The sequence below is a fragment of the Spirosoma fluviale genome (assembly GCF_900230225.1).
Taxonomy (GTDB): domain Bacteria; phylum Bacteroidota; class Bacteroidia; order Cytophagales; family Spirosomataceae; genus Spirosoma; species Spirosoma fluviale.
This window is the reverse complement of the sequence record NZ_OCNH01000003.1, coordinates 243,395-258,000: the sequence shown is the minus strand read 5'-3', so window position 1 is coordinate 258,000 and position 14,606 is coordinate 243,395. Positions and strand designations below refer to the sequence as shown.

The window sequence follows — 14,606 nt, the reverse complement described above, 5'->3', positions numbered from 1 at the left end:
GTATAGGTCACTGTTTTTAATAGAGATTCCAGTCGGTCGGTATCCGTCTGGGTGCCGCCTGATTTTCGCAAAGCCCACACCCAACAACATTAAAGCCGGGGGTAATCATCCCGACCCGACTGGCTGACGGGCAGGTTGTAGCCGAACCGGAGTACGGCATCTTTCACCAGTTTCACAAACCAGTCCGGCGTTTGGGGCGCGATTCGCACCGATTCGACCAGTGTATTCAGATCGACCGGTACGGTTTCGACCAGACGAGCGTTTGTCGGGCAGAAGAACTCGGCGGGATTTCTCACATCCTGCTGAAACTCATAAGCGTCTACATAACACACGCGCAACTCCCGTTCATGCTCGAAGGATTTTCGCTTGAACATAACCGAAAAGAACCCTTCTTTTTCTTCGTTCAGATACGTTTCATGATCAATATACCGGACCGCGCCGATCTGATAACTGGCCGGTAACACACTGCGTAACCGGTCGTAAGTCGTTTGAATGGCAATAGCCTCCTTCGTAGCCCCGTACACGTTCCACAACGCGGCCGACTCGTGGCTGTTCATGTGCCAGCAGTTGATGAACATATACTGCCTCTGGTACTTCTTCCACACAGTATCGAGTACCTGAGCCAACTGGTCGGGCATTAGTCTGGCCTTGTTTATCAGAGCGTCTTTGTAGTTATCCCGTTGCCCTTGCGAGTCTTCTTCCGGGAAAGCCCCCTCAAACTGGTCGTCGAACTGATCACATCTTGTCAGATGAAGGCTCCCGCTATTGAGCAGAGCGACAAACTTCGTAAAATCCATGTACCGCCAGACTTTTACCGACCTGTCGGATGGAGGGCTGAAGAGTGTGTTGTCAAACGTGTCAAGTCGTTCCTGTTCCATAATAAGGTCGGCTGGCGTGCGGCTCGTTTGGGCGGGATGCGTAGGGTTGACCCCACTGAGAAAGTAGGTTGATCTGGTCGTGAGTCCTGCTATAATACACCCCCCACAGTATATTGCAAGTAAAATACAAAAAGGTAAAAAAGCTAGTCTAAACGGACAAAGGCCCGCTGAAGGGGGTTGAGCGGCCGACGCACTTACTTAGGCCGTTCAACGAATGTTTGACTAACAGGCGCAATCATTCTCCCAAACAGTCGTTTAAAGTATTCACCAGCAAGTAAGTAATTCCACAAAATCCGTAGGCTAACTATCTGATTAAGTTTTTATTAACGATCAGTGCATTCTCGAACAATACATACAGGATGCGGTTTGGCTACATACTAGCTAGCGTTTATCAACATGAAGTCTACTGTAGAAAACATCAAAAATCTCTGGTTCGGTGCAGACACCCCCATTCGTCAGTACAAGATCAAGTTACACCCCGAATTATGGGCTGCCTGCCAGCGCACCAGCCAGGAATTTAGTCCGCCTTCCGGAGCAATGCACGTTGACGAGTATCGGAAATCGGATAAAATAGCTTTTGCCAAAGCGGTACTCAATGAGTTAAACCAGAATCGTTCGGTTCGAAAGACATCGACTTACGAACTGGCTTACTCGGGTTTACAAAGCCAGACCCGGAAGGATTATCTGGCATAAACCCGTTTGGAGAAGGGCCGATTACAGAGGATAATTTACGGCAAAACTACGCGCCGATACGCTTGCCCTCAGCGTTAGTTTTGTTACCTTTATACTCTCAATGTTCTCAAAACTTCCCTTTACGCATGCTTAATAATCAAGAAGAAACTCAGTTAGCCAGTGCGCTTACGCATGACATTAATGATGCCCTGAACCGGCGAATTGAGGAGCGTTTCCGCGCTGCGCTTTTTTTAGCCGATCCAAGTCTGGATATGGATTCTGTTGTCGTTGTTAGCAACGTCGAAAACGACAACGAATTAACGGTAGATGGCGTAGACGACGAAATCATCGACAAGGCTATGGCTATTTTTGAATCTCAGTCAGAGTAGCCTTTCTATTGCCACTCAGATGGCAGTGTCTTCATCAGATCAAAAAATCATGCCTGCACGCTGGCGTAGATGAACGTTCAAGCAGGTTATACAAAAACGCCCGGTCCAAAAAACCGGGCGTTTTTATTTATGGTCCTTAGAGTTAAAAGCATGCCTTAAGGTCCTGAATTGATGGGCAGTTAACCTCTACAGGGCCGTTAGTCACGTTAAATTGTTCTTATTTTCTGAACAAACCTTATTTGCAGAGGTACTACAAGTAATCCTATAGATATTAGATAATAGCTATTAACTCAACGTTAACATGAGTACCGAACAAAACAAAACTAATACAAATGCAAAATTGGAAGAACTGGACATAAACCGGGAAGATAGTTCGGGCCAGTTTCTAACTACCAATCAGGGCTTACGCGTCAACGACGACCAGAACTCCCTCAAAGCTGGCCCCCGTGGTGCTACCTTACTGGAAGACTTCATTCTTCGCGAAAAAATTACTCATTTCGACCATGAGCGGATTCCGGAACGCATCGTCCACGCGCGTGGTGCTGCCGCTCACGGATACTTTCAGGCCTACGAGCCCCAGCCCGAACTCACCAAAGCGAAGTTCCTGCTTGACCCTGCCGTTCAAACACCCGTTTTTGTCCGTTTCTCTACCGTGGCCGGATCGCGGGGTTCTACAGACCTCGCCCGCGACGTACGTGGTTTTGCCGTAAAGTTCTATACCGAAGAGGGAAATTTCGACCTCGTCGGCAACAACATACCCGTGTTCTTTATTCAGGATGCGATCAAGTTTCCGGACCTGATCCATGCCGTGAAACCAGAGCCCAACAACGAAATTCCACAGGCGGCATCGGCGCACGATACCTTCTGGGACTTTATCTCGCTAACCCCCGAATCCATGCATATGGTGATGTGGGTTATGTCGGATCGGGCCATTCCCCGCAGCTACCGCATGATGGAAGGCTTCGGTGTGCATACCTTCCGACTGATTAACACCAATGGCAAATCTCGTTTCGTTAAGTTCCACTGGAAACCCCTGTTGGGCGTTCACTCCGTTGTTTGGGACGAAGCACAGCTCATCTCGGGCCGCGACCCCGATTTTCACCGTCGTGACCTGTGGGATGCCATTGAAGGGGGCGCTTACCCGGAATGGGAATTGGGCGTTCAGATCGTTGAGGAAGAAGACGAGCATAAATTCGATTTCGACTTACTGGACTCAACCAAACTCATTCCCGAAGAACTGGTGCCCGTTATTCGTCTTGGCAAGATGACGCTCAACCGCAATCCGGACAATTACTTCGCCGAAACGGAGCAGGTAGCTTTTCACCTGGGTCACGTTGTTCCCGGCATTGACTTCTCCAACGACCCGCTGTTGCAGGGACGTCTGTTCTCTTACACCGATACGCAGTTGAAACGGCTGGGTGGACCAAACTTCCACGAGATCCCTATTAACCGGCCCATCGCTCCGGTACACAACGGTCAGCGCGATGGACACATGCGCCAGACCATCAACGCCGGTCGTACCAGCTACGGCCCTAATGCCATCAACGGCGATTCGCCCGCGCAGGCCCGTGAGGCAGAAGGCGGCTTCGTGAGTCATGCCGAGCGGATTGACGCCAACAAAGTCCGCGCTCGGAGCAAGAGCTTTATGGATCACTATAACCAGGCAAAACTGTTCTGGAATAGCCAGTCGACAACGGAGAAAACGCACATCGTCAAAGCCCTGCGTTTTGAGTTAGGCAAAGTGGTTATCGAAGACATTCGGAAGCGTATGCTTATTCACCTCTCGCAGATCGATATGACCCTGGCAACGCTCGTTGGCGAAGGGTTGGGGCTGGAGGTGCCATCGGCCAACGGTGTGCAATTGAACAAAAGCGTTCCGGCCGATGCCAACCCAGCCGATTACCAGTCGGAACCAGCCAAGCCAACGGTGGGTAGTTCGGCGGCTCTGAGCATGGCGCACACAGTCAAAAAAGGCATTAAAACGCGTCAGGTAGCTATTTTGGCGGCCGATGGTGTCGATGCCACGCAGCTGAAAGCGATGATGAACGCCCTCTCGGCCGAGAAAGCGATTATTGGTATTGTTGCCCCACGGGTAGGTATGCTGAAGACATCGGGCGGAGAAACGATAAAGATCGACGCCAGTCTACAAACGACGGCCTCCGTACTGTTCGACGCCGTGTACGTGCCGGGCGGAGAAAGCAGCGTAAACTCACTGCTTCAGGAACCCGACGCCATCCGGTTCATTCACGAAGCGTTCATGCACTGCAAAGCCATAGCGGCTACCGGCGAAGGCACCGACTTGCTACAGGCAGCCGCCAACGGAGGTGCCGAAAACCTGCTGAGCAGCGAGGGCGTCGTTACCCGTTCAGAAACGAGTGGTGATGTTCCCCAAAAGTTCATCGATGCCATTGAGCAGCACCGCTTCTGGAGCCGGGAGAAGGTATTGGTCAATTAATTGGTCAAAAGGTAGTCAAGAAGTCAAGAGGTTGTCAGGAAGTAGTCAAGAGGTTGTCAAGAAGTAGTTCTTAAGGTCTCTCTTAGCTACTTCTTGACTACTCTTGACAACCTCTTGACTATTTCCTGACTATTTCCTGACTACTTCTTGACTATTTCTTGACTATTCTCTGACAACTTCCTGACAACCTCTTAACTTCCTATTAACTTACCAACTAACTGACAACCTGACTACTCGACAGTTGCGCGACGAGGTCGGTCAGGCGGTTTTGCATCATATTTTTCAACGCCTGCCAACCGGTATTCCACCGGCGGATCACATTGACTTCCCGAACAATGGCAGGTTCTTTCGGCTGATTGGGCTGTTCGTAATACTCCGGCATCCGTTCCGTCATCTGATCGACAATGGCGTCGATTGAGCCGTTCAGGATAAGGTCGGGGCTGGCCTTTACCAGTTGAATCAGCGCCCGGCACATGGAGGAGGTATAAAACGCACAGTCGATGTCCTGATGCCGAACGGGTACGCCGTCGTGCAACCGCTGGAGCTTTACGCCCCCATCTTCCAGCCGGGCCGAAACGGGCTCGTAGCCTTCGGGCTGAGGAAACACAAGATCGACTTTATGCCTGAATTTATCCCACCAGGGCGGGCGCGTACCGGTGCTGAGCGTATCACAGAAAATAATGCGCTGGGGCACGGACGGCACCTGCGGGTTCATAACCAGCAGAGCAGTGCCCAGATGCCGGTCGTCGGCCGCATGTCGACGCTGGATAACGAAGCAGTGGGGGGCGGTTACGCCCTGTTCGCCCAGTTGTTCGGCAATGGCTTTAACGCGTTGCATCGAGTCGATCATGTAGCCTTCCGTAACCACATGGATGGGCATTTCGGACGGCGACAGGGCTTCCCAACGCAGTTGGTGGGCCAGAATAGCCAGCGCGGTGCTATCGGTACGGCGGGTACCAAAATAGACGCCAATGTCTTCGTGCGACTGATTGCCATTGGCATCGATCAACTGAAGCGTGTCGCCGTGATCGCCCTGACGGCTCAGGGGACTATAGCGGAACGGAACTTCGAGGTTTTCCCGATGCGCGGCTATGTTGTAAATGCGCTTCTCGAACTTGGCGAGTAAGGGCTCGTAGGCATCCCCCTGAAAATACACTTCGTCAATGGGCCGCAGTAAATGCCGGGCTATGGACTCCTGCTCAAGCAGGCGTTCAAAGGCATCGTCCCGGTGTTTGAAGAAACTACGCAGGGCACCGTGTTCGACGAATTCTTCGGTATCGCCGATACCTTCCAGACTCTTGGTTGAAACGGTTCCCTGCTCAATCCAGTCGCGCAGAAATTGTTTGACGGCCAGGTCGAAGGACTCATTAGCCGCTTCGGCCTGTTCTACCGTATAGGTTTTTTGATAACTGTTTATTTCGTTGACGGGGCTCTTCTGATCGACATAGGCCCCCATTGCCATGATCATTGACTGGTTTGTAAAAAGACGGTGGTTGACTGACGGGAATCAGGTTATCTGGCGAATACCCTGACGAAACGCAAAGGTAAAATTAACGCTTTTCCGGCCAGATTAACAAGGATTTTCTGTCTATATGATCAACAATAATATAGTTGGTGAAGTTTCCCGGTTTTACACCCTCCCTCTACTCCGCCAGGATCACTTTTCGGGTGAACCGTTTACCATCCTGCGTCACCGTCAGCACGTAGAAACCGCGCCTGAGTTCACCAACGGGGAGCCGAATCAGGTTCTCACCGACCGACACCGGTTGGCGTAGCTGAATGACCGGTATAGCGGCTGTATTGACCAGTTGTACACTCACATCGCCGGAAGTCGGTGTTCGGTAGCGCACCTGAACTTCGTCGCGGGCGGGTATGGGGTAAACCAGCACCGCCAGTTCGGCCGGGAATTCTTCGGCGCTACGGTTGGCGATGCGGCCGCTTCCCGAACCGGTTAATCTGGCCCCGGCCCAGTCGGCATGGTCGCAGGTGGGTTCATCGCCCGCGTTTGTTACCACCAGCCGCAGCGTTTGCTTACCGGATACATCCAGATCAATGGATTTGGTGGGCATGGCGGGATTCATTCGCCCACTGTTGTAAGCCAGCACATCATCGAGGTAGACCTCAAACGTAACCGACCCGCAACTCCCGTTGGGGATTTCGTCGTCGATACCAATGTCGGAGAGAAAGTGCGTGTACTGACCGTTCAGGCTATACGTAATAGATGAAGCGGCATGTACACCCAGCCCTTTAGGGTACGTCACGCCATTAAGGGTTAAAGTCCGGCCGTCGCCTGCGTTGGCTTCACCATTGCTGCGATCCTTCTCTACGGGACCGTAGCCGTTGCTGGCCGTTGTCCAGTTCAGGTCGGAGAGATAGACGCCACTGGTTCCGGTAGTGACCCGATAAAAAGCCGATGCCGGAATCTCCCGCCTGCCCAGGCCGGGGCCTTCGTAACTAACGATCATCGACTGACCACCGCCAGCCTGAAAATAAAGCAGGGTAATGGCGTGTTTGCCCGCTTTTAAACCGATACTGCCGGATTTCTCGATCACGTCGTGTACGCCATCGTTGGCAACCACCTCCGTTGTTCCGATCAGGAGTTTGCTGCCATCATCGGAAGAGGTATAAAACGTGTAGCTGCCATCGGCCGGTACGTCAACATAGCCCGTATAACGCAGGGCGTACTGCTCCGCTCGGTTACGCACCGAGAGGTCGACACGGGGAGCATTTCCCGACTTTGCGGGCGTGAGGCCATTCAGATCGGGCAGGTTGTTCCAGAAGCCTTCGTAATACTGATAGTCGAGCCCGGCTGTGGCGTTCGCCGGGTTTTCCGGTTCCCGCAAGGCTACGACGGGCGTTGCGGCCGGGTTGATCTCCTTCATTAGCACTGCCGACGAGAAAGGCGACAGGGTTATCTGATTGGCGTAGGCCGTATTTTTCGCATCCCGGTACGAACCATCCAAACCCACGGTCTTATCCTGGCTGGTTGCGTTATAGACTAACTTAATGTAGTCGTCCGGGTTTACGGTGGTAAGTGTTGCTTCTTTCAACCGGACGTTATCGATCCAGGCGGTTTGTCCGTCGCCGGTTACCTGCACCACCAGAATGGCATTGGACTCATCGGCCGTGGCCGTAAAAACGGCTTCGTACGTCTGGCGGGCAGTGCCCATCAATAACAGGGTGCGGGGCGACAGGTCTCGGTAACTACCCGACAGCTGCCGGGGGTACACTTCCACTTTCTTGCCATCGGCCGACGCCACTCCGTCAAACAGCAACTGATAGGATTTTCCTTTGGTAACGGTACCAATCTTTACCGTGGCCAGCAGGTACGAATCCGGCTGGCTGTTGCTGAATGCCAGGCGAAGCGAGCCACCATCGAGTCGACTGGTGTTATCCCAGTCGGCCCGGCCGTTGCCCGCTGGCGACCAGACGCTCCACCCCCCGGCATCGCCCGAGAACGAACTGGTCAGTAAGCTGGCTCCCGTCTGGCCAACGATCTGGCTTTTATACGTGATCGGGCTGTTGGCCGAGTTGGCGTCTTTCCCGAACTGCGTCTGCCAGGCTTTCAGGGACAGCTCGGCCCCGGTTAGCCCGGAGCCGGGGTTATAAACGGCCCGAATCTTGAACAAATCTTCGAACGGCCGCACGTAGTAGTTGTAATCGAACTGGCCGTAGCTCGCCAGATCGTTTCCGTTCGATTCATAAGCAGCTACCACCTGATTAGCCAGACGACTGAACAGAATGTTGTTCTCAACGATGTTGTTCCGTAACGCACAGGCCCCGTTATAGGCCAGTTTGAGTTGCTCTTCCGTATTGTTGAAACTCGTATTTCCTTTAACGGTAATGCTGGACACGCCCCGCAGAAAAATGCCCATCCCTTTCGAGCCAAAGGAGGTGTTGTTGAGCACGTTTATATTCTTCGAGCAGTCGTCCAGAAAAATACCGTTGGCGCCGGAATAAGCCCCGCCGGGTGTTCCCTCCGGTGCTCCGATGCCACTGAACACGATATTCGACACAATGTGCAGATCACCGGTGCTGCTGCCGCTTCCGTTCCAGGTGTAAATACCGCCCCCGTCACTTTTTGTCAGACAGAAGTTCGACACCTGATTATACCGCACTGTGGCGTTGGTCACAACGGTAATACCGCTGTAGCCAATGTTGTCGATCACGTTGTTTTCGATCAGGGTATTGGCGGTACACAGTGATTGCAGGGCCGAATACGTGCCATCACCACTTTTCCCCCGACCGGGCAGCGTCCCGATCCGCCGAAGCGTATTCCCCCGAAACGTAAAGTTCTGGTACGGACCAATGTAGAAGCCGCTGCTATTGGCATCTTCGATCAGGTTGTTTTCGGCCACTACGGTGTTTCCCGAGCCAATAATTGTGACGCCATCCTCGCCGGAATTGGTGATATCGTTGCCAGAGAAGGTGAAATTCGACCCGCCCGTAACGGCAATGCCACTACTGAGGGTTTCCGCGATCTTAACATTGCGCACCGTTATGTAGGATACGTCCGCCAGCTTTATTCCTTCGTTGAACGCCGTGGCCGTCATAAACTGGCTATTCGGATTGCCCTGATTATCGAACAGCTGAATCGTTTTGGTAGCCGGGTTATAATACCATTCGCCGGTTTGATCCAGCGTGGCGGGGTGATTCTGGATAAAAAATCCCCAGCCATCGGCCAGGTTGTAGCTGCTGGTATTGGCCAGAGCCAGGGTGTTTCCGTTTTGCTGGGTGATGGCCGCCCGGTCCAGAATCCACTGATTGGGCCGCACAACCGCTTCGCCCCCCGTCCAGTTGGCCGCGAGCCCCTGCTGACTGGTAAGCTGTGTTTTACCACTGTGCGACTGGATAGTCAGGTAGCCTTTGCTGGCATCGCTCAGATTCGGGTAGCGGCCCAGTGGTAAAGCCGTGGCATTTCGGTACACACCCGTTACCCGGCTTCCGCAGGATGGGCAATCGGCCTGCCAAATGTTATTGCCAAGATTGGCCCAGTTGGTCACCGGCACCGACCCGGCGAGAACCGGTTTACCCCCGGCCCCGTAGGCATCGATCACAATGGGCCTGCCCGGCGCACCGGACTGCCGGATAACCAGACTGCCGCGAAAGGTATCGCCCCGCCGAAACAACACAGCATCGCCCGGTTGTAAGGCCAGGCTGTTGACTTTAGCCAACGTCTGAAACGGCGTCCCTTCCGAGTTGCCGCTGTTGGCATCGCTCCCCGAGTTAGCGACATAATACGTCGTTTGAGCAAGTACAGGTTGGCAGAGCGTACAAAAAAGAAGAATGAGGGTAAAAAGAAGTGGTGAACGGGCACACGAACGGTGCTCACCAATGGATTTTTGGAACATATTTAATAAAGTAAACCAGCGGATAAAAAGAGTAATGCGTTCGACCGACGGCTCCGTTTGCAGAGCCGTCAACGCAAGATAAGCCGAAGGATTTGTTTATTAAACGGTATGTAGATTAAAAAAACGCGAAGAAATAAACTGGCACAAAATCTATTTCCGTCCCGTAAAAAAGGTATACATCATGCTCCGATTAACCGCATGACGTATACGAATAACTTACTACTCACCTTCTGGCTATGTGAAACTTAGGCCGTTTAAAAAAGAAATAGGAAAGCCTTTTAATTAGTGCCTGGTTTGCCATTCAGCTCCCGCTCCAGGTCACTCTCCTGATCAAGCACTGTCGAGTCGGATTTCTGGCGGTTAACTGCTTTCGTTTCTTTTTGCTGGGTAACTGCTTTTGGGGAAATATCGCTTTCTGCTACGGCTTTCGCGGTCGGCTGCGAAGTGGTTCCCTCAACAGACGGGCGTTTTCCTGAAGAAGGGGCATCATCGGCCAAGTTGATTGTCAATGAGTCGGTTGGAAGCGCCGGGGACTGCTCAACGGTTGATTCACTGACCGATGTAGGCTGACATAAACCGGGAAAAATTTCGCACCGGTACATAACGCCAGCGTAGCCCAGGCCGCTTAGAACCGCGACTAGGCCAAGCGCAATCCATCGTTTGCGGGTATGCGGCTCAGTACCGCTGGCCAACTGGGGCAGGTTTCGGGTGGGTATGGCCTTTTGCACAACTGCCAGCAGACCCGCCGTCCGACCTTTCAGAGCGACCGTCTGAGTCGCATAAGGCGACTGAACAGTCAATAGTGCCTGTATTGTTGCCCTTTGTGAAGACATATAACGTACGTGTACATACGTGCCTTCCGGCGATGGTACAAAGGTAAGTTTAGGCTTATAAATCGGCTGATCGTCCGTTGCCAGCAGAAAATGGTCCGGAGAATCTGTCTCGATTGTTACGGGAGAATCTGCATATTGTTGCGCAACGGTTAGCAACAAATAGCAGGGTTTGTCAACAGTTGCCTGTGTAAATATAAGTGTCGATTGACTGATCTTCAGACTTGGTTGGCGACTGGATAGCTCCATAGTTTTACTGATAAATAGCTACGAATAATAAATAGTTTAGACGTAACAGCCTTTTTAGTGTACCTTTTCAAGTAAATATAAGCATCTATTCCATAGCTACCGTATGCTCACAAAACCAGTTAACTAGGGCGAAACCCCTTTAAACTACCACCAGTTAACGAAAACCAGCGTTACATACAATACGTATATAGAAGCAACTCAACAAGCTCTATATGGATACCATTCAATTAGTAGGCTACACACACCAGGTCCACATAAGTTCTATTGTATGGCTGGAAGGCGATGCAAATTACACCCGGGTTCATTTTCAGAACGGCACCATTACAACAATCACTCAGCCGCTTCATTGGTTTGAGCAAAATCTGAATTTTGTACGAATTCACCGCTCTGCCATCATTAATCCAGCGTACGCCCGCGAATTTGTCCAGAAAAAAGGACGGTCGGGCTGGGTACGGCTGCTCGACGACACCGTCATACCCGTTTCCCGTGATCGGCTTCTTTACACAGCGGCTCAGCTTACCCTGATCGTTAGGCAGGAAATGCAGCTGGATGACATGCCGGATGACCTGTCTGATTACCCCCTGGCCGATTGAACGATCTGTCAGCGAGCAAACCGCTAATACGCGTTTACCATTTACACCACCCGAGCAATTGCCTGTTTAACACTACAGGACGATTGCTTTTTTTGTTTTGGCGAAGTCCATACACGAAGGTTCTGAGCAGGATACCGTCAAAACAGAGTTAATTTCTTAACAGGCATAATCAAGCAACAGCCTATTATATAGTGGCAAAGTTCAATTTTTTGTTTACCAATTAATTCCTTCACCAAGTAGATAGATCCATTTAGCGATCAGAGATATATAAAAGAAGGCCGTTAATTTAATCAGTAGGAAGGGCTGCTGAAGGCCACTTTTTTGTTCTCACAAACTACCCATCTAGCTTTATAGTAGGCATTCAGTCAAACAGGGCAAAAATCAGGGGGTTCCTCCGGGCTACTTACCGCCTTTGTTTTCACCAATATGAATAGATGGGTGAGCCTACTCTATGTAGCTGTTGGTACTCTTTAGTACATCACTTGTTGCTCCAGCCCTTTCAGGCGTGTACCGTTGAACATCTGCCTGCTTACCAAATGGCGGCTAAAGGCTGGAAAACCTGAGCGCAACAGGACTCAGGAACGCGTCCTTACCCATCGACCTTGTCTTTTCATTAATGGCTTGTTCTACTACTCAAACGTTTCGATTTTATGAATGCACCGGTAATCTTATTTGCCTTCAAGCGTCCTCATGAACTTAAAGCAACGATCCAGGCCCTACAGGCAAACTACCTGGCGTCGGAAAGTGATCTTTATATCTTCGCCGATGCGCCGAAGCGTCCCGAGGACTGGCTCAAAGTCAATGAAGTCCGGCAACTTTTAGACAGCGTTACGGGATTTCGAACCATTCAGCGGGACTACGCCCAAACCAACATCGGTTGTGCCGATTCGGTTATCCGGGGTATATCCTACGTATTGGCCAGGCATCCAACCGCGATTATCGTTGAAGATGACCTGATTACGTCGCCTAACTTCCTGGATTTTATGAACCAGGGACTCCGCCAATACGCCCTCAACAAGCGCGTATATTCGGTGGCGGGCTATACCTTTCCCTTTCAAAAACCGCTAACCCACGAAACGGACGCTTACATGATCCCGCGCCATAGTCCGTGGGGCTGGGCTACCTGGGCCGACCGCTGGGAATCCATCGACTGGGATATGCACGAGTATCCGGCGTTTATCCGGGACAAACAACAGCAAAAAGCATTTATGCAGGGTGGGTCTGACCTACTCGGTATGCTGCGCGACCAGATGGAAGGCCGGGCCGATGCCTGGGATATCCGGTTCTGTTTCAACCGGTTCAAAGGCAATGGCCTAACGGTTTATCCAACAAAATCAAAAGTGCAAAACATTGGCTTTGGCGAAGAAGCCACCCATACCAACATCTACAATCGCTATAAAACGGACCTTGACAACGGTACGCAGCGTGTCTTTACCTTCCCCAGACTAGTACAAACGACCGACTATTACCACCAGCAAACGCTGCGTCGGTACAGTGTGCCCATTCGAATTTTTAACCGACTGAAAACCATTGCCGGTATGCGCTAATGGTCACCGCCCCCCTGGCTTATTCGGGCAGGGGGGCGGTTTTTCACCGCCCGGATTGATCTATTGACAACAACTATGAAGAACTCAAGCATATTTCAGATAAGCTTATTCGTGTCTGCGGTGAGCCTATTGGCTTACTGTAAACCAGCCGATCCTGTTCCGGAAACCGTTGTTCAGCGGGAGGATACCATGAGCATTGCGCAGGTGAGGCTCTTCCACGAAAACCCGATTCCCAGCCGAATCCGGGTTACCGACGCGGGCCGGGAAGGTGTTTTCACGCTCGACGAAGCCGACATGAGCAGCTCCGATAACATGGGCACCACGCTCGTTACGACTAAGGGCCACCGCTACAAGCGAGCCTATAGCGGTTCTGCCAGTGCTTACTGGTTTGGGGTGGATGTAGCGGATACGGACATAGGTCCTGAGTTACAAACTGCCGTTACGGCCGTTAGTGACCTGACCATTCCGGACGGCACCTACACCCAAACCACGCCGGTTCATTTGAAAAGCAACATCGCCATTCGGGCCAATCCGGGCAAGGTGACGATCAAGCTGCCCAAATCCTATATCTCGCTGGTTAATCCCGACGATCCGAAAATCCCGTTAAACGACATTCTGATCGATGGCCTGTCCTGGATTACAAGCTCGCAGGAAAAGGGTACTTATGGTACCATCTACATCGACGGGCCTTCCATTACTAACCTGACCATCCAGAACTGTGCAGGCAACGATGCGGCTGCAAAAGACAGTACCAACTGGCTCACGGTAAAAATACAGGCCAATCGAACTGGTAAGGACATCGTGGTACGCAACAACACCGTTCAGGCAAAGCGAATGGCCTGCGAGATTTTCAACCATGACAACTATAATGTCTATGCGGGCAAAAACATAACGGTTAGCAACAACAGCTTTTCGAATTGCCGCTTCGGCATTTCCTTATCCGGACCGCTGGACCAGCTTACCGTTGCGAACAACTACCTTAAAAACTGCAGCCTGTTTGGTATCGAGATTGCCGGAGCCGCCCAGAACGTCAGCATTATCAACAACAAGTTTGAAGGCGTTTTCGATAAGTTTCTGACGGGTTCGAATGATGGAAGCGGGCCAGACAAAAACGGGGGGACAATAATTGGCGGTATGATCGTTTCTGGCAATGGAACCGTGGGCACCGTTACGGGTGGTATTCAGTTTTTCAACGGAGGGGCCATTCAGTTCACGAAAAACACCTTTTCCATGACCGGCATGCTGGAACTGGCCCACTCTACAGCGGGTGGTTTGTTCACCGAAAACGTCATAGAAAGTGCCGCCAACAAAGCGATCATCTGCGACAATTCACCGAATAATACATTTATCAACAATACAATTTCCAATAAAACCAATCCCGGCAATCAGGCTACGCTTATGGCGTATGGCAGTAAAGCCACGAATAATGTTCTCACAAACAACAAGCTGATTCAGGGGAGTGGGGGCAAGCCTTACGATGCTGTGCTGGGAGGCAGTGTTAAGGCGTCGATGAACTATGATGAATCAGGCAATCTACTTCCCTGATTTATAGCGAGCTAGCCTATTCTCCGCTTTTTTCCATTTACCAAATCGTCTGTTGATTCAACCCCAACAGACGATTTGTGCTTTACGGTCTCTTGTA

General features: G+C 51.5%; 10 protein-coding genes. 6 read left to right on the top strand and 4 right to left on the bottom strand.

Annotation, left to right across the window (positions count from 1 at the left end):
- Positions 1-89: 89 nt before the first annotated feature.
- Positions 90-878: a hypothetical protein gene (locus CRO74_RS17365; RefSeq protein ID WP_097127406.1), complete on the bottom strand. Its 789-nt coding sequence runs from the start codon at positions 876-878 to the stop codon at positions 90-92.
- Between the two features lie 396 nt (positions 879-1,274).
- Between CRO74_RS17365 and CRO74_RS31635 the strand changes: the two genes are divergently transcribed.
- From CRO74_RS31635 to CRO74_RS17350, 3 genes are all read left to right on the top strand, one after another.
- Positions 1,275-1,571 (top strand): hypothetical protein, encoded by a 297-nt coding sequence (locus CRO74_RS31635; protein ID WP_179830232.1) that lies wholly within the window; start codon positions 1,275-1,277, stop codon positions 1,569-1,571.
- Positions 1,572-1,696: 125 nt separating this feature from the next.
- On the top strand, positions 1,697-1,939 hold the full coding sequence (locus CRO74_RS17355; RefSeq protein ID WP_097127404.1) for a hypothetical protein: 243 nt from the start codon (positions 1,697-1,699) through the stop codon (positions 1,937-1,939).
- Between the two features lie 301 nt (positions 1,940-2,240).
- Complete coding sequence (locus CRO74_RS17350; RefSeq protein WP_097127402.1) at positions 2,241-4,394, top strand: catalase; 2,154 nt, start codon at positions 2,241-2,243, stop codon at positions 4,392-4,394.
- A gap of 214 nt (positions 4,395-4,608) precedes the next feature.
- Here CRO74_RS17350 and CRO74_RS17345 read toward each other — a convergent pair whose 3' ends face one another.
- From CRO74_RS17345 to CRO74_RS17335, 3 genes are all read right to left on the bottom strand, one after another.
- On the bottom strand, positions 4,609-5,862 hold the full coding sequence (locus CRO74_RS17345) for a hypothetical protein (protein ID WP_097127400.1): 1,254 nt from the start codon (positions 5,860-5,862) through the stop codon (positions 4,609-4,611).
- A gap of 175 nt (positions 5,863-6,037) precedes the next feature.
- Positions 6,038-9,745: an NPCBM/NEW2 domain-containing protein gene (locus CRO74_RS17340; RefSeq protein ID WP_097128655.1), complete on the bottom strand. Its 3,708-nt coding sequence runs from the start codon at positions 9,743-9,745 to the stop codon at positions 6,038-6,040.
- 278 nt (positions 9,746-10,023) lie between these two features.
- A complete protein-coding gene (locus CRO74_RS17335) occupies positions 10,024-10,824 on the bottom strand; it encodes a hypothetical protein (RefSeq protein WP_097127398.1) in 801 nt (266 codons plus the stop codon).
- A 212-nt stretch (positions 10,825-11,036) separates the two neighbouring features.
- Between CRO74_RS17335 and CRO74_RS17330 the strand changes: the two genes are divergently transcribed.
- From CRO74_RS17330 to CRO74_RS17320, 3 genes are all read left to right on the top strand, one after another.
- Complete coding sequence (locus CRO74_RS17330) at positions 11,037-11,417, top strand: LytTR family DNA-binding domain-containing protein (RefSeq protein WP_097127397.1); 381 nt, start codon at positions 11,037-11,039, stop codon at positions 11,415-11,417.
- Between the two features lie 650 nt (positions 11,418-12,067).
- Positions 12,068-12,964 (top strand): glycosyltransferase family protein, encoded by an 897-nt coding sequence (locus CRO74_RS17325; RefSeq protein ID WP_097127395.1) that lies wholly within the window; start codon positions 12,068-12,070, stop codon positions 12,962-12,964.
- A gap of 75 nt (positions 12,965-13,039) precedes the next feature.
- Positions 13,040-14,509 (top strand): right-handed parallel beta-helix repeat-containing protein, encoded by a 1,470-nt coding sequence (locus tag CRO74_RS17320; RefSeq protein ID WP_097127393.1) that lies wholly within the window; start codon positions 13,040-13,042, stop codon positions 14,507-14,509.
- The last annotated feature ends 97 nt before the right edge of the window (positions 14,510-14,606 follow it).

Excerpts from the sequence above, each read along its gene's own strand:
- CRO74_RS17340 (WP_097128655.1), bottom strand. The coding sequence starts at position 9,745 with ATGTTCCAAAAATCCATTGGTGAGCACCGTTCGTGTGCCCGTTCACCA.
- CRO74_RS17355 (WP_097127404.1), top strand. The coding sequence starts at position 1,697 with ATGCTTAATAATCAAGAAGAAACTCAGTTAGCCAGTGCGCTTACGCAT.
- CRO74_RS17330 (WP_097127397.1), top strand. The coding sequence starts at position 11,037 with ATGGATACCATTCAATTAGTAGGCTACACACACCAGGTCCACATAAGT.
- CRO74_RS17335 (WP_097127398.1), bottom strand. The coding sequence starts at position 10,824 with ATGGAGCTATCCAGTCGCCAACCAAGTCTGAAGATCAGTCAATCGACA.
- CRO74_RS31635 (WP_179830232.1), top strand. The coding sequence starts at position 1,275 with ATGAAGTCTACTGTAGAAAACATCAAAAATCTCTGGTTCGGTGCAGAC.
- CRO74_RS17325 (WP_097127395.1), top strand. The coding sequence starts at position 12,068 with ATGAATGCACCGGTAATCTTATTTGCCTTCAAGCGTCCTCATGAACTT.
- CRO74_RS17350 (WP_097127402.1), top strand. The coding sequence starts at position 2,241 with ATGAGTACCGAACAAAACAAAACTAATACAAATGCAAAATTGGAAGAA.
- CRO74_RS17320 (WP_097127393.1), top strand. The coding sequence starts at position 13,040 with ATGAAGAACTCAAGCATATTTCAGATAAGCTTATTCGTGTCTGCGGTG.
- CRO74_RS17365 (WP_097127406.1), bottom strand. The coding sequence starts at position 878 with ATGGAACAGGAACGACTTGACACGTTTGACAACACACTCTTCAGCCCT.
- CRO74_RS17345 (WP_097127400.1), bottom strand. The coding sequence starts at position 5,862 with ATGATCATGGCAATGGGGGCCTATGTCGATCAGAAGAGCCCCGTCAAC.